This is a genomic window from Sorangiineae bacterium MSr11954 (assembly GCA_037157815.1).
Lineage (GTDB): Bacteria > Myxococcota_A > Polyangia > Polyangiales > Polyangiaceae > Pendulispora > Pendulispora albinea.
In genome coordinates this window covers 3,729,581-3,749,413 of record CP089984.1, presented here as the reverse complement: position 1 = coordinate 3,749,413, position 19,833 = coordinate 3,729,581, and the positions used below count along the sequence as shown (strand labels likewise).

The window sequence follows — 19,833 nt, the reverse complement described above, 5'->3', positions numbered from 1 at the left end:
GGAGCCCATCAGCGACCGGCCCACCAGCAGTCGTTGACGGGGGTCTTCCCCGCAAAACGCCCGTGCAGGAATTGGTAGCCATCCAGGTACCACGGCACGACGCCCAAACCGTGCTCCGCGAGCAGCGGCCAGTCCACCTTGATGGTCGCGCCGCCCGCGCACCATTCCTTGACCGTCCGCTTGCTTTGCGCGAACGGGACCACCTCGTCGATGATGCCGTGGTAGTTCGCCATGGGGGCCTTCGGCGCTTGCCGGCCCATGCTCTGGCGTTCGGCGGCGGCGACGACGTCCGGCTCGGCGAACAGGTCCGGAGAGCTGGTGTATTGTTGGATGTCGGCGAAAGGCAATCCCGCGACCAACTGCAGGGCGCATGCGTTTTCGTACTTTTGGAACATGGCGCGGCCCTTGTCGTTCAGGAACCTCTTCAGCTCCGGATATTGCTTCAGGATGCCGATGATCCCTCCGGCCCCGAGGCCGGCCGCATATCGTCCCGGACCGGTGAGCCACTTTACGACGTCCAGGAGCTTGGCGGGGGTGCCGCCCGTCGCCGAGCCGACGTAGTTCAATTCGGGAGCGTAGCTGCCTTGAAGCTCCGCGGCCCACCCGGTCGCGAGACCGCCGCCCGAGTACCCGAGGGTCGCGACCTTGGTTCCTTCGTTCAAGCCATCGGGAGCGAAGCTCAAAGCCGCGCGGATCCCATCGAGCACACCGTGACCGGCCATCCGACCCACGCCAAACATGCCCTTCGGTCCTTCGTAGTCGGGCACCACCACCGCCCACCCCGCGAGCAGCGCGGGCGCGACCGCCAAGGGATCCGCCAGCGGCTCACCCAGCCCGGCAAAGATCCCATTTCGCCACGAGTACGAGGGAGCACAGTCGATGCCCACCGAGTCCTCCGCGCTCTGATAGGAGACGAGCGGCCGCGTACCGGGACCGCGCCATGGCTCATTTGGAATCACGATGGTCGCGACGGTGGCGGTGGGTGCGTCCTCTCCATCGTTGGTGCGATACAGAACTTGCCAGGCGTGCACCGCCGGAAGAGTTCCCAAAGCCCACTTGGGTACGATCTCACGGGATTGGATCACCGCGCCGGGCGCGTAGCGCGCGACGTCCGAGGGCACGTCATAGAATGGGTCCTGACTCGGTGGAACGACCCCCGGCGCGGCGGCCGACACGCTCCCCGCCCCGCTCGAGCCGGTGGTCGGCGCCGCCCCAGCCAGGGTCGATACGGATTGGCCGACCAGGCCGGCATTTTCATCGGGCGCGTCGGCGGTTGCACCGCACGCCACCGACATGGTTGCACCAATAGCGATTCCAAGTAGCGACGAGGATGCGTGCCTCATACGACCTCCCGACTGGCGTGTGGGCGAGTGTGAATCTGGGGTGGGTAAAAATGACCGAGCGCGATATGGGGCTACGGCCCGAGCGCAAGTGAACGATAAGCTATCGCCGGAGTCGGGGGCTTGTACGAAACGGCTATCATTCCCCATCATACCACGATTTCAATAACGCGACGAGTCAAGGCAACTGCGCGTCTTGCGACGGTATCCATGCGTACGATTGAGGAACTTGACTGTTCCTGGAATGCTCGTATTTAGAAGCTCACCGTTTTCCACTCGACCCATCGAGCATCCAGCATCGGGTAGGTTGCAAATCCAACTCCACCGCCTGGCGCTCGAGTATCGACCGTTTGGTTTTCCCGCAAAGGAGTATTCGTCCCGAAAGTCTCGAAATCGCTCACGACAATGCGCTGGGAACCGGTGCCCTCGTGGATGGGCTTGGCGGAAGGACGTGCGCGGCAATGCCGGCGCGCGCTTCTGCGCCATGTACAACGCATGAGGAAGCCGCCGGCCGTGCAGGACGTGATCCTGAATCGTCGCAGGGGTCCCGACATTCGTCGCTCGCGTGGCTCCGCGAGCGTGTCGATTGTCGTCATGGTGCAACGCAAGCCATGACGACGAGCTTCGCCACGCGATGAATCCGGACGTAGGTCCATCGACGCGATGGATTCATTTCAACGATTGCTCAACCGTCGCCATCGAGCTCGCAACCCATCGCCATACAGCTCTACGGATGTCCGTCGACGGCGTCGTTGATTGGCATTTAACGACGACCATTGACCATCACAATCGACGCCACGAATCGTTGCATCGCGCGCCGGCGCGCGCGTTTTTGGTCGTCTCGTATCATGAAATGAACGCACGGCATCGACTCCATTAAACATATTGATTTAAATTCCAAGATCGTGAACAACGGTCGCTGCGCGCGACACGAAAAGACGTCACGAAATCCTATCACCGAACGAACGCCAGAGTCGTTCGGACAAACCATTCGACGGACATCGTATGTCGAATCGCCGGGCACTCCCGACGTCCGCAACCGCGCAAACGTCGCGCGAGCGGCGGCGCGTGCTCGGCGCGCGAAAAATCGATGCGAGGGAGGTATTCATGCAACGTTCGAAGCTTCGTTTCATTGCACGATGGACGGTTCCTGCGGCCATGTTCCTGGGGGCGGCGGGTTGCAGCGGGGCCGCGTCCGACGAGCCTCGGGAGGACGAGCCGCAACCGGGCTCCGATCGCCAATCGGTTGTACCTACAATAGGTTCAGGCTCGGGCTCGGACATCATTTTGGGGACGCTCGATCAGGCGGTCCCCGAGCGCTACATCGTAGCCTTGCGCGACGACGTCGACGCCCTCCAGCCGGCGGTGGACGGTCTGGTGGCCCAGTACGGTGGCCAGGCGCGGTTTACCTTTACGCACGCCATCAAAGGGTTCTCGGTGAGCATGCCGGAGGCAGCGGCCCGTGCGCTGGCGGCCAATCCGCAGGTGCGCTACGTGTCCCGCGTTCAAATCAGCCAGCTCTCCGCGACCCAGCAAAACCCTCCGTGGGGCTTGGACCGAATCGACCAGCGGGATCTACCGGTGAGCAATTCGTACACCTACCCCGATAGCGCGGGCGAGGGCGTGACGGCTTATTTGCTCGACACGGGCGTAAAGCGGTCGCATCCGGACTTCGAGAACCGCGTCTCGGCCGGCTACGACTTCGTGGACAACGACGCGGATCCAAACGATTGCCACGGCCACGGCACGCACACGGCCGGCACGGTGTTGAGCAAGACCTACGGGGTGGCCAAAAAGGCGAAGGGCGTCGCCCTGCGGGTGCTGGGATGCGACGGGCGAGGCACCAGCGAGCAATCGTTGAAGGCGTTCGATTGGGTGGTTCGGAACCGGAAGCTCCCCGCGGTCCTCAACTACAGCATCGTATTCGCCTCCGGCGACAGGGCCATCGACGAAGGCGCCAAGAAGGTCTCGGCGGCGGGGGTGGTCTTCTTCACCGCCGCCGGCAACGACAACCGGGACGCCTGCAGCTCGTACTCACCGGCGCGGGTGAGCGAGCTGGTCACCGTGGGCGCGACCAACAAAAAAGACGGCCGCGCGCTTCCGAGCGACTGGAACGGCGTGAACGGCAGCAACTACGGTCGATGCTTGGATCTCTTTGGCCCCGGCACCGGCGTCGTCTCCACGGGGTTGAGCGGCACCACCGCCACCATGAACGGCACCTCGATGGCGACACCGCACGTGGCGGGCGTCGCGGCGCTCTACCTCGCCGGCCATCCATCGGCGACCCCGCAACAAGTTCGGGACGCCCTCGTTACGGGGGCGGTCGCCAAGGTGACGGGGGCGGGCCTCGATACGACGAATCTCTTGGTCAACACGGGTTTCACCAGCTCGGAACAATCAACGGACGAACTTTCACGTGAAGGGGGAATGCCATGAAAGCCACACACTATGGATGCTTCACCGCTCTTGCCGGCCTCGCGCTGGTCATCGCCGGATGCGCCACGGACACGAACGATCCTGTGACGGGTACCTCATCGCAAAGCGCGCTCGTTCGAGGCGCCGGTCCCGACGCGATCGAGGGAAGGTACGTCGTCGTCCTGAGAGGCGCCCCGCCCGGAGCGCGCCTGGACGCCGAGCGCCAAGTGACCGAGCTCGCGGGGGAGCTCCTCGCCCGGGTGGGCGGCACCCTGGGGTTCACGTACACCACGGTCCTGCATGGTTTCTCGGTGACCCATCTCGATGAACGCGGCGCGGAGCTCTTGGCGCGCCATCCGCTCGTCGAATCCGTCACGCAATCCCATTACGTACGAGGCGGGGTGGAGGCGCCCTTGGCCATCGATTCCACCGATGGCACCCAGCCGAACCCGCCCTGGCACCTCGATCGCATCGATCAGCGAAACTTGCCCCTCGACGCCAACTACAACTACTCCGCCCTGGGCGAGGGCGTCACGATTTACGATCTCAACAGCGGCGTGAATCAGCAACACGGCGACTTCGAAGGCCGCGCATCATGTGGCGTGAGCTTCATCGAGGGCCCGACGTGCACCGACAACCACGGCCACGGCAGCCTCGATGGCGGGCTCCTCGTCGGCAAGACCTACGGCGTGGCCAAGAAGGCAAAGCTGGTCGAGGTCAAGGTCCTCAAAGCCGACAATTCGGGCCCCGACGATGGCATCATCAAAGGCATCGATTGGATCACGGCCAACGCCAAAAAGCCCGCGGTGGCCAACGCGAGCCTCCGCTCCGATCTAGTCGAGCCCAACATGACCAACATGCGCAAGGCGGTGGAGCGCTCGGTCCAAGCCGGCATTTTCTGGTCCATCGCGGCAGGAAACGACTTCCGAGATGCCTGCCAGAGCTCGCCCGCAGGCGCAAAGGGCGCGCTCACCGTCGGGGCCACCGATCAACGCGATTCGAAGGCCATCTTCTCCAACACGGGAACGTGCGTCGGCCTCTTTGCCCCCGGCGTCAACATCACGGGCCCCAGCCGCTCCGGCACCTCGGGCACGTCCACCGATAGCGGCACCTCCTACTCCGCGCCGCTGGTCGGCGGCGTCGCGGCTCTTTATCTTGGCTTACACCCCACCGCGCCCCCTGCCGAAGTGGTCGGCGCCATCCTCCGCGCAAGCACCCCCAACGTCGTCAAAAATCCAGGGACCGGCTCACCGAACAAACTGCTCTATTCGAAACTCGAATAACTCGCCCATTCACGTGTGCGAGCTCCCGCTCTCGAATCCGTCTCGAACCCCGGATCTCGAGGGCGGGAGCTCCGGCCGGCCCCACGTGCTCGCGCTCGATTCACGCTGAGCACATCCCCAAAGAGAACCCAGTCTTTCACGATACGAGCTCCCGCTCTCGAATCCGTCTCGAACCCCGGATCTCGAGGGCGGGAGCTCCGGCCGGCCCCACGTGCTCGTGCTCGATTCACGCTGAGCACATCCCTAAAGAGAGCCCAGTCTTTCACGATACGAGCTCCCGCTCTCGAATCCGTCTCGAACCCGGATCTCGAGGGCGGGAGCTCCGGCGGGCCCCACGTGTTCGTGCTCAATTGACGCTGAGCACATCCCTAAAGAGAGCCCAGTCTTTCACGATACGAGCTCCCGCTCTCGAATCCATCTCGAACCCCGGATCTCGAGGGCGGGAGCTCCGGCCGGCCCCACGTGCTCGTGCTCGATTCACGCTGAGCACGTCCCCAAAGAGAACCCAGTCATTCACGATACGAGCTCCCGCTCTCGAATCCGTCTCGAACCCCGGATCTCGAGGGCGGGAGCTCCGGCGGGCCTCCTGCGTTCGTGCTCAATTCACGCTGAGCACGTCCCCAAAGAGAACCCAGTCCTTCCCATCGAAGCGCACGAATCGAAGTTGCTCGACGGGGAAGAAGTCGGTCGGGCTCGTCTTGAGCTTGATTCCGGGGAGGAGCAAGTCGGGTGCGAAGTCCAGATTGGCGGCCTGCTTCATGATGTTCTCGCGCGAGAGATCGGGGCCGCATTGGGTCAGCACTTGCACCATCGTTTGCGCCACGATGTAGGCGTAGACGTTGATGTTGTCGGTTAGGCTGCCCTCCGGATAATACTCCTTCATGAAGGTGCGCCATTCTTTCATGGCGGGATCGTCGTCCCATTGCTTGTCGACCGGGTCTTTGTAGTATGCCACGGTGACGAGGCCGACCGATTTGTCCAGGCCCGCGGGGGTGAGCACGGTGCCCACGGAGGCGGAAATGTTGTTGAGGTATTGCGTGGGCTTCCAGCCGATGTCGTAGGCTTTGCGGATGGCTTGGGCGGCGAATTTGGGGGTGGCGATGTTGACGAAGGTGTCGGCGCCCGAAGCTTTGAGGGTGGCGATTTGGGAGTCCACGGTGGGGTCGGAGACTTCGTAGGTGGCCTCGGCCACGATCATTTTGGCGTTGTCGGCCAGGCCGGTTTTCAGGCCTTTGAGGTAGTCCTTGCCGTAGTCGTCGTTTTGGTAGAGAACGGCGATTTTGGCGCCGGGCTGCTTGGTGGTGATCTGCTTGGCCACCATGCTGCCTTCGAGCTGGTAGCTGGGGTTGAACCCCATGGTCCACGGGTGATGCTCCGGATCCCCCAGGCGCGTGGCGCCGGTGGCCGCGAAGAGCTGCGGCACTTTTTTCGTATTGAGGTAATCCTGAATGGCCACGTTCGATGGCGTGCCGAGGGGCTGGAAGAGGAGCAGCACCTGATCTTGCTCGACCAGCTTGCGCGCCTGCTCCACGGCCTTGGGGGGGCTGTAGCCGTCGTCCACACTAATCAGGTTTATTTTGCGCCCGCCTACACCGCCTTTGGTGGTGTTGATTTTCTTGAAGTAAGCTGCCTCGAGCTTACCGATGGTTCCATAGACGGAGGCCGGGCCGCTGTACGGCATCGTTTGCCCGATTTTGATTTCAGGCTCGCTCAGCGCGCTGGCCTTCTTTTCTGCGCCGGCCTCGCCCTTTTTGCATCCGAGGGCGAGCAAGGAGGCCGCCGCGAATGTCCATACCGCCAAAGATCGCTCGTTCATGGTTCCTCCTGGGTCAATGTCATACGTTCGGCACGAGTGGATTCGAGCACCTTGCGCGGGGCGGAGAGCCGTTCGAGCCATCCGGCCACGCCAGAGGGCATGACGTGCGCGCAGGCGATGAGGACGATGCCGTAGATGGCCCAAGGGGCCGCCTTCGAGACATCGTCCGCGATGTTCGGCACGAATTGGATGAAGAGCGCCCCATAGATGGCCCCGGAGATGGTGGCGACTCCGCCGACCACGATCCCGACCAGCAAGCCAATGGAGAAATAAATGGAAAAGCTGTCCGGGCCCACGAACTGCACCGTGAGCGCGCCCAGCGATCCCGCGATCCCCGCGTACATGGCGCTGATCCCGAACGTGATCGACGTGTACATGGCCGTGTCGATACCGGCCGACGAGGCGGCGATGCGGTGGTCGCGGATGGCCACGATCGCCCGGCCCGTGGGCCCGCGCACCAGGTTCCGCGCCACCACGAACGAGAGCAGCGCAATCGCGAGGCACAAATAGTACAGCCAATGATCGGCCGAGAGCGGGAGCCCGAACGGCGCCTCCGGCTTGGTCAAGGTGATGCCTTGCACGCCGCCCGTCCAACCCTCGATGCCGCGGTACTTGAGAATCTGCGGCAGCACCACCCCCAACGCGAATGTCGCGAGGGCAAGGTAGATCCCCTCGAGGCGCAGCGCGGGCCAGCCAAAGAGGAAGCCGAGGAGCGCGCACGCGATGCCCGCGCATGGAATCGTCAACCCATAGGGCACCTGGAGCTCGTGAACGAGGATCGCGGTGGTGTATGCGCCGATTCCATAAAAGGCGCCGTGGCCCAGGGAGATCTGGCCGCCGTAGCCGGTGAGCAGATTGAGGCCCAAGAGGGCGATGGAGGAGATCATGACCATGGTGAGCTGGAAGACCCGGTAGTCGCTGAGCACGAACGGAAGAGCGCCGAGCGCGAGCAGTCCCAGGGAGGAGGCCACGGGCTTGTTGGCCATTAGACCCTCGTCACCAGGGTTTTGCCGAATACCCCGGAGGGGCGCGCGATCAACACGCCGAGGATGAGAACGAGGGCGACCGTCAATTTCAGCTCGGTGCCGACGACATAGGTGCCGAGGACGTTTTCGAGCACGCCGACGGCAAAGCCGCCGAAGACGGCGCCCGCCGGGTTGTCGATGCCCCCCACCAGGGCGGCCGCGAAGGCATACAGCATAGTCCCCGACATCATGTTCGGATCCAGAAAGACGATCGGCGCCACCATCATCCCCGCCACCGCCCCCACCGCCGCGGCGAGCCCCCATCCCAGCGCCAGCATGACCTCCACGCGAACCCCGACCAGCCGGCTCGAGTCGGGGTTTTGCGCCGCCGCCCGCATCGCCAGGCCGAGCGAGGTAAAGCGAAAGAACACGTACAACAGCAAAAGCACGACCAAGGTCGTGCCGATGGCGCCCAGCTCGTGGGTGCCCAGATATGGATTGCCGAAGATGGGCTCCGCGGGGAACGGGCTGGGAAATGTCCGGATCGTGTAGCTGAAAATCCAGCCCGCCAGGCTGTTGAGGGTCACCAGGAGGCCGATGAAGATGACCACCACCGAGAGCACCGGCGCGCGCTCGGTTCGCCGGAGCAAGAATCGTTGGATGAGCGCTCCGATCCCAAACGACACCGCGACCGTCGCCACGAACGCGACCCAATAGGGACACCCCACTTGGATCATGGCCGAGGCCACATAGGTGGAGCACATGGCCATCTCCCCCTGCGCGAAGTTCACCAGGTGGGTCGCCTGGTAAATCATGACCAGGGCCAGCGCGAGGCTCGCGTAAATGCCTCCGTTGGCGAGGCCGGCCAAGACCTGGTGCAAAAGCGCCTCCATTTCAATAGCCCAAGTAGGCGCGGCGGATGGACTCGTCGCGGCGCAGATCGCGAGGGGAGCCGCTCATGACCACGCGCCCGGTCTCCAAAAGGCAAACATGGTCGGCGAGGTCGAGCGCGATGGCGGCGTATTGCTCGACGACGAGGATGCTGACGCCTTCTTCGCCGTTGATTCGTTCCAGGATGGAGTACACCTCCTTGACGGCCAGCGGGGCCAGACCGAACGAGGGCTCGTCGAGGACCATGAGCTTCGGCCGCAACATGAGGGCGCGCCCGAGGGCGAGCATCTGTTGCTCGCCGCCGGAGAGGGTGCCGGCTTGCTGCGCGCGCCGCTGCTGGAGGCGGGGAAAGTGCCGGTACATGCGCTCGAGATCGCGCGCGATGCCGTCCCGGTCGTGGCGCGTGTAGGCGCCCAGCCGGAGGTTCTCCTCGGTGGTCAAGTTCGCGAACGTCCCTCGGCCTTCGGGCACGTGCGCGATGCCGATGCGGACCAGATCTTCGGTGCGCACGCGATCGATGCGCGCCCCATCGAAACGGATCTCGCCGTCGCGCTCGATCATCGCGCAGAGGGCTCGGAGCAGGGTCGTTTTGCCTGCGCCATTGGCTCCGAGCACCGCGGTGACACCGCCGACGGCGACGTCGAGATCGACGCCTCGAAGGATCTGGATGGGGCCATAGCCGGCGTTCAACGCGCGCACCGTGAGCAAGCTCATGACGCCACCTTCGCGCTCGAGGATCGTGTTGTGTGCGGCGGGCCCCCGAGGTAGGCGCGGATCACGTCCGGGTGCTGCTGCACGTGCAGCGGTGTGCCGGCGGCGATGCGACGCCCGAAGTCGAGCGCGATGACGGTATCCGAGAGGCTCATGACGACGTGCATGTGATGCTCGACCAGCAAGATCGTGAGCCCCAAGCGCTCCTTCAAAGAGCGGATGCGAACGGTCAGCTCCTCCACCTCCGCGTGGTTGAGACCCGCCGCCGGCTCATCGAGCATCAGCAAGCGCGGCTTGCCCGCCAGCGCGCGCGCCAGCTCGACGCGCTTTCGCGTACCGAACGGCAGATCGCTCACCCGCCTTTGGGCCACGCCTTCGAGCCCGAGCATCGCCAGCCATCGCTCCGCTTCGTTCGACAGCTCGCGCCCGGCGCGCACGGCCGAGCGCAGGCGCAGCGCATCGGCCACGAACCCACGACCGAAGCGGCGGTGCGCCCCGAGCATCACGTTCTCGGCGACGCTCAAGGTGTCGAACAGCGCCACGTTTTGAAACGTGCGGGCGATCCCGAGCGCGGCGATCCGATGTCGTGGTGTGGCGAGGAGCGAGCGCCCGGCGAAGGAGATATCGCCCCCGTGAACGGGATACAGGCGGCTAATGCAGTTGAACAAAGTCGTCTTGCCCGCGCCATTGGGCCCGATGATGCCCACGATCGCGCCCTCGTTCACATCGAAGCCGACACCGTCGAGCGCCAGGATCCCGCCGAAGCGCACGCGCACGTCCTGGCAGCGCAACAAGGGCCCGGGCGGGGTCTGTTCGTTCATCTCGCTCCTCGAACTTGAACCGGCGCAGTCTCTCCGCGCGCGCCCTCCAAGTTCGGGGTGGGATCCTAGTCGACGGGGGACGATCGAGCCGCGTCAAATTCCGTATTTCATGCTTCTGGTCGGATAATCGGTTAAGCTCCATGTCCGGGAGAACGTAGGCCGCACGCTCGAAATCTAGGTCATGGTGCCCGCGACGATCGCTCCTGCTCCGTGCACTTTGGCAGCGCCCATTCGATGCCGAAGAGTCACTCTATGGGATCCATGCCACGGCTCCCTCTCCCAAGGTCCTTCGCGATTCGCCGCGGGCTCATGGGGGCGCTCGTCGCGAGCCTCACGAGCCTCGGCGGGCAGGCTTGGGGTCAATCGCAAACGGCAGCGCCGGTGCTCGTCTCGGAGTCCGAGGTTCCTTATCCGGAAGGTGCGCGCGGTGAGGCCGTTGTCGTCGTGGTGATCACCGTGAACCTCGACGGCACCGTTCGTTCGGCCGTGGTGGAGACGGGCGCCGAGCCCTTTGCCTCCGCGGCCGTCGCGGCCGCCTCGCTCTTTCTCTTTCAACCGGCCACACGCGATGGCATTGCAGTAGCATCCAAGATTCGAATGGAGATCGCGTTCCGCGAGCCTCCCCCGCCCCCCGAAGACGAGCGCGCGCGCGAGGCCCCGCCGCTCTCACCGCCGGCCGCGCCGCGCGCGCGTGCCCCCGCCTCCGATTCGGAGATCCAAGAGGTGCGGGTGCGCGGGGAGCGCGGGGAGCCTTCGCGCACCGTGAGCTTGTCGCGCGCGGAGGTCCGAGAGATCCCGGGGGCCTTCGGAGATCCGTTTCGCGCCATCGAGATGATGCCAGGGGTCACGCCGGTGGTGTCCGGGCTCCCGTTCTTCTTCGTGCGCGGTGCGCCGCCCGGCAATGTGGGGTACTTCATCGACGGCGTGCGCGTCCCGCTCCTCTTTCATGTCGGGGCGGGCCCCTCGGTGATCCATCCGGCCATCATCGAGCGGGTGGATCTCTACCCCGGCGGATACCCGGCCCGCTTTGGACGCTTCGCGGGCGGCATCGTCTCCGGGGAAATGACGCAGCTTCGCCCGGAGACGCGCGGCGAGCTCAATGTCCGGCTCTTCGACGCGGGCGCCTGGATCGAGACCCCCTTCGCCAACCAACGCGGCATCGTGTCGCTCGGCGGGCGATATTCCTATACGGCGGCCCTGCTCTCGCGGCTGGCGTCCGACACGATACTCGATTATTGGGATTACCAAGCGCGCGCCGCCTACGACCTCACCTCGCGCGATCGAATCAGTCTATTTACCTTTGGCTCGTACGACTTTCTGGCGCAGAAGACGCCCACGGAGACCTTACCGCTCTTTGCGACCGAGTTTCACCGCCTCGATCTTCGCTACGAACGACGGTTGGGGCCCGATAGCACCCTGCGTACGGCGCTGACCTTGGGCCTCGATCGAACGCGCCTCTCCGAGGGGCGCTTCATGCGCGACCGCATGATGGGCACCCGGACCGAGATCGTTCATCGCGTGTCGCCGAACGTGGTGGTGCGCGCGGGGAGCGACGTGCAGCTCGACAGTTATGCGGTCTTCGTCAACGACGACGAGCTCTCGCCCACGGCGTCACGCGCGGCGCGCTACTTTCCTTCGCGCACGGACTTGACCATGGGGGTGCGCGGCGACGTCGTCTACGAGCCCGTTCGCGGCTTCGAGGTCACCACGGGCGCGCGGCTCGATCTCTTCGCCTCGCAGGGAGCCACCGCGCTCGGCGCCGACCCACGGCTGATGACCCGCGCGGCGGTGAGCGATCACGTTCGCGTCCTGACCGCGCTCGGCGTCGCCCACCAGCCGCCCGCGTTCGTCATTCCCATACCTGGATTTCAGCCGGGCGGATTGAGCGGGGGGCTTCAGCGCTCGGTGCAAGAGAGCCTCGGCCTCGAGGTCGGCTTGGGGACCGGGACCACCCTGACCATGTCGACGTTTCACAATACGTTCTTCGATATGAGCGATCCCCTCGGCTCTCTGCCCCAAGATCCCGGAGGGTGCCCGCCCGGCGCCTTTCCGGCCGACACCTTGGGGGGCGACAACGCCGGCCGCCACCTCGGGTGGACGCCTTATTGCGGGCCGCGATTTCCAATCGGGACCATCGGCCCCGATCGCAGCGGCGGCGGAGGTCAAGCGGCGAGCAGCCGCGGTGACGAGCGCGCCGTCGAGGTCTTCGAGGTGCGAAGCAAAGGGACCGCGTACGGGTTCGAGTTTCTCTTGAAGCGAAAGCTCACCCAACGAATCGGCGGGTTTCTCTCCTATACGCTCTCGCGCTCGACGCGCTATGCCCGCGGCGAGCGGTTCATCGCGTCGTTCGACCGAACGCACGTGGCCAACGCCGCCGTCGCCTTCGACCTCGGCCGGAGTTGGCGCGCGGGGACACGGCTGGTCTTTTACACGGGTGTCCCGCGCGCGGCCGATGCGAGCGGCCAAGATACGAGCCGCTTGCCCGCGTTCTTTCGGGTCGACCTTCGGCTGGAGAAGCGCTGGTCGATCGGCAAGAGCGGCTGGCTCGCGCTGGTGGCCGAGTGGATGAACGCCACCTTGACCAAAGAGGCCGTCTCCACCAACTGCACACTTCGCGGCTGCGACGTGCAGACCATCGGGCCGGTCACGATTCCAAGCATTGGATTGGAGGGAGGATTTTGAGATGACGCGAGCACGGGGCATGGTCGCGGCGGGGATCCTCGGGCTCGTCGCGACCTCTTGCGAAGACGGCGGCACCACGCCCGCTCCCCCACCCTGCGACGAGGTGTGCCAGGAGTCCATCGCGCTTCGCGGGGTTCGGGAGACCATGAAGCTGGTCTTCAATCTGACCTTGCAGGGCAAGCCGGTGGGGGAGCACGATCGCACCATCCCCTGCCCCCTCGGAGGAACGGCCCGGATCTTTGGCACCGCCACCTCGAATCCCGTTCAGGGGGCAACGGAAGTCCACCTCACTTACGTCCTCGACCACTGCGCATACCTGGAGAAGGACGAGGAGCCGCGTCAAAACTATTCGCTGACCACCACCGGTACCATCCGCCAGAATGGAACGATTGCCGTGCAGCCCTCGACGACCAGCGCGCTGGTCATGAAAAGCGATGCCGTCACCGTCGTGGGCACTGTACATGCGCCCCCGCACGACTACCGCGCCGAGGCTTGTCCGGCCGAACTGGCCCAAAACGGCGCGCGCCTCTCGGGCAAATTCTGCCAAAGGACGGTCGGCGTCGACCTTTGACGCATTGGAGCGCGCCCACACGCGCCGACGCAAGGTGCTACCCGGTCCCTGGGGTCGAAAAGACGACGCAAAAAGACGAAGCGTGGCGAGAAGTCGACATCCGGTCGACCTCCACCTCGGACAAGCGTTTTCGTTCTCGCTAAGATCGCGCCCCGCCCATGACGACCAATCCGCTCGCATTCCATACGCTCCCTCGCACCCGCGCCCCTGGGGGCGAGCTCGAAGGCGATCTCGAGATCCAGCTCGCGTCCGCGAAGGGCGAAGACATTCGCCGCAAGCTGCCGCCCGAGCTCTTCGAGCGCCGCCCCCTGCGGTTCGTCTCCAAGTTCTTTTTTGCGATGGGCCTGATCGCGGCGGCGACGGCGGCCATCGTGGTGTGCTCGAGCTGGGCCATCGTCGGGGTCGCGATGCTCGTCAATGGCTTCATGTTTGCGCACCTGATCGAGCTGCAGCACGAATGTTTGCACAATCACATTTTTCGCGCGCCCGCCATGAATCGCTTGTTCGGTGTGGCGTGCGGAGCCTTCATGTCCATCTCCCACTCGCACTCCCGCTACGATCACGTGCGCCACCACGCGTGGCTCGGTACCCCGAAGAACCGGGAGCACTTCAATTACCGGTACGCGAACCTCCACTCGCTCTCCGGCTTCGTGCGCGCCATCTTCGACCTGGGTCGCTACCGGCGTATCGCACACATTCTATGGAGCACCCTCCTTGGCCGCCCCGTGCCCGGCATCGACAAGCCGGCCGTGAACCGCAAAGTTCAGCATGAATACGCGCTGTACTTCGTCCTTTGGCTCGCCTCCCTCGCCGCCGCGGCCCGCTGGCCGGCGCTGCGGCTGCCGTTCGCCCTCGCCTGGTGGATCCCGACCCTGTTCATCGCCGAGGGCGTCCACTTCTTGATCGAGCTGCCCGAGCACTTTGGCCTCGACGCCATGTCCGAGCCGGACGTGCTCGCCAATACGCGGACCATGGAGACGTCGCGGCTGGTGAGCTGGTTCGTCAATGGCAATGATCTGCACACCGCGCATCATTATCACCACGGCGTACCCATGTGGAACGTCCGCAAGCTCCATGAGCTGGTCAAACCGCGCATCGTGACGGTCGAGCGCTCGTATGTTTCGTTCTATCGCGATGTCATCGCCGGGCGCGTCCGTCAGCCGTGAGTGCCCGCGGCGCGCGAGGACAACTTCGTGCCCCCATCGCGTGCGGTAACGGATAGGGTGCAACCATGCTCGAAGGGGTCACCATCGAACAATTGCGCACGTTGCGCGCGGTCGCCGAGGCTGGGAGCTTCTCGGGCGCGGCGCGAAAGCTCGGGCGCGTGCAGGCCGCGGTGAGTCAGTCGATCGACCGGCTGGAGGCGCAGCTCGAGCTGCGGCTCTTCGATCGATCGGGGCGCGTGCCGCGGCTCACGCGCCATGGCGAGGCCATCGTGGCCGCCGCGCGAAAGATCGAAGGCGACGTGGACGCGCTCGAGGAGCTGGCGGCGCACCTCAAACGCGGCGAGGAGACCTCCCTGTCGATCGTGGTCGACGCCTTGTTTCCCACCGCTTCGCTGGTGCCCTTCGCGAAGGACTTCGCGGCCGAGCATCCGAAGGTCTCCTTGGTGCTCTTTACCGACGTCCTCTCGGCGGTCACCGCCCACGTGCGCGAGCGGCGCTCGGCGTGGGGCATCGCGGTGGAGGACGCCGACGCGCGCGATCTCGAGCGGCGCCCCATCGCCGACGTGCGGCTCGTCTCCGTCGCGGCGCGCGAGCACCCGCTGGCGAAGCGGGTCGGTGCCATCGACGCGGCGGGCCTCGAGGACGCGGTGCAAATCATCCTCGGCGAGCATCGCGATACGGCCGACACGTCCGACGTGCAGGGCGTCTTTTCACCGCGCACCTGGCGCGTGGTCGACCAAGCGACCAAGCACGCGCTCATCGCAAGCGGCCTCGGGTGGGGACATATGCCCGAGCACCTCGTTCGCGACGATCTGCGCGCGGGGCGCTTGGTGGAGCTCTTGCTCGATGCCTGGGGCAGCAGCCCGCTGCGGCGCTCGCTCGTGCTCGTTTGGCGGCGCGGGGCCGTGCTCGGCCCGGTGGCGCGATGGGCGCAGCAGCGCCTCTCCGAGCTATGCCTCCGCGAAATCGAGCCCGAGGTGGCGCGCCGCGCGACCCATCACACGACGTGATGGAACCTCTCACGGCACCTGCAGTATCGCGAGGTCGCCCCCCGTCCGTAGATTGAGCGCCATGAGCACCGAGACCACAGCATCCGTCACGTCGAAACGAGCGCGCGCACACGAGGTTCGCACCGTCGAGAGCGTCGTTCCGAGCAATCGCTTTCACTGGGTCGGCAACGGCTTCCACGTATCGACGTATTTTCCGAGCGAGAAGGTCCCCGCGGAGCGCGTAAGCCCCTTCGTGCTCATGGATTATGGCCCCGCCAAGGAGTTCGCGCCGCTCGCGCGCGGCAAGCGCGGCGTGGGATGGCACCCGCACCGCGGGTTCGAGACGGTCACCCTGGCGTGGGAGGGCGCGGTGGCGCACCGGGACAATGCGGGGCACGCCGGCGTGATCGGGCCCGGCGACGTGCAGTGGATGACCGCGGGCGCCGGGATCTTTCACGAGGAGTACCACGAGGAGGGCTTCACCCGCCGCGGCGGAAAGATGCACATGATGCAGCTCTGGGTGAACCTCCCCAAGCGCGACAAGATGGCGGCGCCCGGATACCAACCCATCATGGCGTCGCAAATCCCGACGGTCCCCGTCGAAGGAGGCGGCGAGGTCCGGGTCATCGCCGGGGAGCATGCCGGCGCCCGAGGTCCGGCCCATACCTTTACACCGGTCACGATGCTCGATGCCCAGCTCGCGGCGGGCGCGCGATGGCCCGTCATCCTTCCGTCCGGCCATAACGCGCTGGCGGTGGTCGCCGAGGGCCGCGTGCGGGCGGGCGACGCGCTCGTGGGCGCGGGGGAGCTCATCCTCTTTGCCAATGACGGCGCGCGCCTCGAGCTCGTCGCCGAAGAAGCGGCGCACGTCATCGTCCTGGCCGGCCAGCCGCTCGATGAGCCGATCGTCGCCTATGGCCCCTTCGTCATGAACAGCGTCGAGCAAATCGAGCAAGCGATTCACGACGTCAACACCGGAAAGTTCGGCGATATCCCGGAGTGACGCCGAACGCAGGCCCGTGCAGAGCAGGGATCGCCGAGCGCCGAGGGGCGCTCGGATCGATCCTGCGCGTGGCTACGCTTTCGTGATTCGAATCATGGGTCGACGGCGCGGAAGTCGGAGGCCGCCGCGTCGATCACGCGAACGCCGGGCTGGCCCGCCGCAAAGATCTCGGTGCTCTCACGGTTGGCTTCGCCGGTGCGCTGCATGTAGAAGCCCGGGGCGAGCAGCGCCACGGGTGCATCGGGGTTCGGGCCCGCGGAGAAGGACTGAACGCTGCCGCCGAGGATGGCACACTGCTCGGCGGTCAGCTCCTTTTCGAAGGTGAGGATGCTCGCGTTGCGAACGGTCGACTCGCCGCGGAAGTTGCCGGTCAGGGTAAATGTCCGGTCGCCCAACGAGGGGAGGAGCGACGCGACGTCCCGCGGGTAACCCGACTCCGCGACCGCTTGGGGCACGACATAGCAGGCGATCCCCTCCTTGACGTAATCGTAACGCGCCTCACCCAATTCGTTGTAGTCCGACGTGTAATGGTGATCCTTGCCGTTGTAATAACGATACAAGGGGATCGCGCCATTCTCGGGCGATGAGTACACGTATCCGGCGATGCCCTCCTTGGTGTAGCCGCCCCGCCCTTCACCGAGCTCGCCGTAGTTGGTGGTGTAAAAATGATCGCCGCCATCCCAATAGCGGTAGAGGGGCACCGTCCCCGGCTGCTGGGTCTCGAAGATGTACCCGGGCGACGTCTCCTCGCCGTAACCGCCGTCTTCCGGGTGCTCCTCGTGGATGGTGTAGAAGTGCTCGTTCCCGTTCCAATAGCGCCGCAATCGCCGGAGGCCCCGCGGCACCACGGCCACCTGTCCGTTCATCAGGAACACGTGCAAGGTGAAGGGCACGTCTTGCACCTTTTCCTGCTGCAAAATGGCTTGAAAGACGAGCTTTTTCATGGCTGGGATGCGCAGCGGCGTCTCGAACTTGTAGGCGATGGCCTCCGTTTCGGTCCCCTCTTTGCCACCCTCCAGCGAGATCTCGAACTGAAACTCGCTCGAGGCTTTTACGAACAGCGCATTGACGGCAAAGCCGACCTTCCAGCCAATCTTGGTCCCCGCCTTGACGTACCACTTGACCTGATTGGTCACCGTCTTGTCCACGCTCGCCTTGACGTCTTGCGCCGTCGACGAACAGTTGCTGTAGACGATCTCGTCGATCAGCAAGGGCGCCACCATCGAGTCCGGCGGGTGCGCGATCATCTGCTTGTCGTAATTTGCTCCGTCGAACTCCCGCTCGGCGATGAAGACCGTGCTGCCCCGAGCCTCGAGGCGCTTGTTCATCTCCCGAACCATCTCCACGGTGATTGTCGGCATGTGACCCCTCCTATCCGCCGCGGGCTGCGCGCGGAAACGGCCATCGTAACGCCATCACCTGGGGGGTTGTCGCGTACAATGGAGGGGCTCCACGAGAAGAGAAAGAGAAGACGAGACGCCACACCGCGATTCGGGGGGCGTTCGTTTTCGCTTCGAGGCACAATGCGCGTTACGACGCTGGACGTCGCGACGCGCAATGGCCTCTCGCGCAACGGGCCACGGGCAGCGGAGAGAGCGGTAGTTACAGATGTCTAATTGACACCAAATTCTCGCAGGGGCGCACGAGGCTGTCACGAAGTGTTCGAGCCGGCGGCCGCAACGGGGAACCCGCGCCGTGACGAGGGCATCGCCTTAATCGGGGGGCATGGTCCAATCATGAAACGGTTTGCCATCGACACATGGATCTTCGCGCTGGCGCTGAGCGCGGGATGCAGCTCGACACCTGCGTCGTCCGGTCTCGAATCGTCGGGTCTCGCGTCGCCATCGGGCGCCGCGCTTTTAGGCGACGGCGTCGCGCGGGCGATGGTCGACGGCCATCCGCCTTCCGACGTGCTGGTATACGCGAAGGGCAAAGCCGATTTGGGGAGCGAGGCGCTCCCGACCTCGCGGGCCGAGCGCACGACCGAAGTGCATCGCCGTCTGGTCGCGCATGCCGTGAACGCGCAGCAATCGCTCCGGACGTGGCTCACCGAACAGGGCGCCGCGACGACGTCATTTCACATCGTGAATGCCGTGCTCGTGAAGGGGGCGGCGCCGCACCTTCTTCGCCAGCTCGCTGCGCGCGCAGATGTCGCGAAGATTGCTCTCGACGCGCGCGTCGCGTCGGATGCGGCCGTGGAGACCATGGCCGTCTCACCTTCGGCTCGAGGGATCGCGTGGGGTATCGAGCGGACGGGGGCGCCTCGGGCCTGGGAGAGCGGCTTCACCGGCGCGGGTGTCGTGGTCGGTCTCATCGGCTCGGGGGTACGCGGGACCCATGAAGCGCTCCGCGGAAACTTTCGCGGGCTCGAGAACCATGGCTGGTACGACGCCGTGGATGGGCTCTTGACACCTTACGACCCCGTGGGCACGGGCACGCATATCGCTGGCATTGCCGTGGGTGCAAACGGTATTGGAATGGCGCCGGACGCACGCTGGATGGCGTGCGCAGCATGCCGGAGCGAGGGCTGCGCGGACTCCGCTCTCTTGAAATGCGGCGAATTCATGCTCTGTCCTAGGGGAGACGCCTGCGAAGCTGCACCCCATGTCGTCGTGGCCGGGTTTGGTGGTGGCCGGGGGCACACGTTCTACAATGAGATCATTGACGCGTGGAGAGCCGCCGGGATCATCCCGGTATTCGCCGTCGGGAATCATGGCCCGAGCTGCGCGACGGCCCACTCGCCCGGCGATCAGCCCAACATCATCAGCGTTGGCGCGACGACGCCGAACGGGGAGGTCTCACCGTTTTCGTCCCGGGGTCCAAGCGTGGATGGGCGGATCGCTCCGACCCTCGTCGCGCCCGGATCGCACGTACTCTCGGCGGGTCTCACCCGCGACACGAGCTATGAGACCAAGAGTGGAACGGCGTTCGCCGCTGCACACGTGGCCGGCGGGGTCGCGCTTTTGCTTTCGGTCAGTCCGAACATGACCTTCGAACAGGTGACGAACGCCATCGCGAGCAGCGCCGATGCAACCGCCCCCGCGGGTCAGAGCTGCGGCGGAATCGCGGACGACGTATTTCCCAACAACCTAGCCGGCTTTGGCACATTGAACATACAAAAGGCACTGGCGAGCGTACTCGAGACCGGGGAATGACGCGCCCGTCCAGCTGGGCGCCCCA

General features: G+C 65.2%; 15 protein-coding genes. 8 read left to right on the top strand and 7 right to left on the bottom strand.

Annotated elements, in window-relative coordinates:
* Positions 1–8: 8 nt before the first annotated feature.
* Positions 9–1,295, bottom strand: a complete 1,287-nt coding sequence (locus LZC94_14895) for a lipase family protein (protein ID WXB18515.1) — start codon at positions 1,293–1,295, stop codon at positions 9–11.
* Between the two features lie 1,152 nt (positions 1,296–2,447).
* Between LZC94_14895 and LZC94_14890 the strand changes: the two genes are divergently transcribed.
* Together LZC94_14890 and LZC94_14885 are read left to right on the top strand one after the other, a co-directional pair.
* Complete coding sequence (locus LZC94_14890; protein WXB18514.1) at positions 2,448–3,776, top strand: S8 family peptidase; 1,329 nt, start codon at positions 2,448–2,450, stop codon at positions 3,774–3,776.
* Positions 3,773–5,038 (top strand): S8 family peptidase, encoded by a 1,266-nt coding sequence (locus tag LZC94_14885; GenBank protein WXB18513.1) that lies wholly within the window; start codon positions 3,773–3,775, stop codon positions 5,036–5,038. Before LZC94_14890 ends, LZC94_14885 begins: the two co-directional genes overlap by 4 nt.
* A gap of 598 nt (positions 5,039–5,636) precedes the next feature.
* On the opposite strand, the gene LZC94_14880 is transcribed toward LZC94_14885, so the two are convergent.
* Genes LZC94_14880 through LZC94_14860 form a run of 5 tightly spaced genes read right to left on the bottom strand, consistent with a single transcriptional unit; the run spans position 5,637 to position 10,242 of the window.
* Positions 5,637–6,854, bottom strand: coding sequence for an ABC transporter substrate-binding protein (locus tag LZC94_14880; protein WXB18512.1), 1,218 nt, complete (start codon positions 6,852–6,854; stop codon positions 5,637–5,639).
* Positions 6,851–7,840: a branched-chain amino acid ABC transporter permease gene (locus LZC94_14875; protein ID WXB18511.1), complete on the bottom strand. Its 990-nt coding sequence runs from the start codon at positions 7,838–7,840 to the stop codon at positions 6,851–6,853. Before LZC94_14875 ends, LZC94_14880 begins: the two co-directional genes overlap by 4 nt.
* Positions 7,840–8,712 carry a branched-chain amino acid ABC transporter permease gene (locus tag LZC94_14870; protein WXB18510.1) on the bottom strand — a complete coding sequence of 291 codons (873 nt, stop codon included), beginning with the start codon at positions 8,710–8,712 and terminating at the stop codon, positions 7,840–7,842. Before LZC94_14870 ends, LZC94_14875 begins: the two co-directional genes overlap by 1 nt.
* Before the next feature lies 1 nt (position 8,713).
* Complete coding sequence (locus LZC94_14865; protein WXB18509.1) at positions 8,714–9,424, bottom strand: ABC transporter ATP-binding protein; 711 nt, start codon at positions 9,422–9,424, stop codon at positions 8,714–8,716.
* On the bottom strand, positions 9,421–10,242 hold the full coding sequence (locus LZC94_14860) for an ABC transporter ATP-binding protein (protein ID WXB18508.1): 822 nt from the start codon (positions 10,240–10,242) through the stop codon (positions 9,421–9,423). Before LZC94_14860 ends, LZC94_14865 begins: the two co-directional genes overlap by 4 nt.
* Positions 10,243–10,551: 309 nt before the next feature.
* Here LZC94_14860 and LZC94_14855 point away from each other — a divergent pair, with 309 nt between their 5' ends.
* From LZC94_14855 to LZC94_14835, 5 genes are all read left to right on the top strand, one after another.
* Positions 10,552–12,924, top strand: coding sequence for a TonB-dependent receptor plug domain-containing protein (locus tag LZC94_14855; GenBank protein WXB18507.1), 2,373 nt, complete (start codon positions 10,552–10,554; stop codon positions 12,922–12,924).
* A 1-nt stretch (position 12,925) separates the two neighbouring features.
* Positions 12,926–13,495 (top strand): hypothetical protein, encoded by a 570-nt coding sequence (locus LZC94_14850; GenBank protein ID WXB18506.1) that lies wholly within the window; start codon positions 12,926–12,928, stop codon positions 13,493–13,495.
* Between the two features lie 158 nt (positions 13,496–13,653).
* Positions 13,654–14,661 (top strand): fatty acid desaturase, encoded by a 1,008-nt coding sequence (locus LZC94_14845; protein ID WXB18505.1) that lies wholly within the window; start codon positions 13,654–13,656, stop codon positions 14,659–14,661.
* Between the two features lie 65 nt (positions 14,662–14,726).
* On the top strand, positions 14,727–15,671 hold the full coding sequence (locus LZC94_14840) for a LysR family transcriptional regulator (protein WXB18504.1): 945 nt from the start codon (positions 14,727–14,729) through the stop codon (positions 15,669–15,671).
* 61 nt (positions 15,672–15,732) lie between these two features.
* Complete coding sequence (locus LZC94_14835; GenBank protein WXB18503.1) at positions 15,733–16,653, top strand: pirin family protein; 921 nt, start codon at positions 15,733–15,735, stop codon at positions 16,651–16,653.
* A gap of 92 nt (positions 16,654–16,745) precedes the next feature.
* On the opposite strand, the gene LZC94_14830 is transcribed toward LZC94_14835, so the two are convergent.
* Positions 16,746–18,014, bottom strand: coding sequence for a hypothetical protein (locus LZC94_14830; protein WXB18502.1), 1,269 nt, complete (start codon positions 18,012–18,014; stop codon positions 16,746–16,748).
* A 375-nt stretch (positions 18,015–18,389) separates the two neighbouring features.
* Between LZC94_14830 and LZC94_14825 the strand changes: the two genes are divergently transcribed.
* Entirely contained in the window at positions 18,390–19,808 is a 1,419-nt protein-coding gene (locus LZC94_14825) for a S8 family serine peptidase (protein WXB18501.1), read from the top strand.
* Positions 19,809–19,833 lie beyond the last annotated feature (25 nt).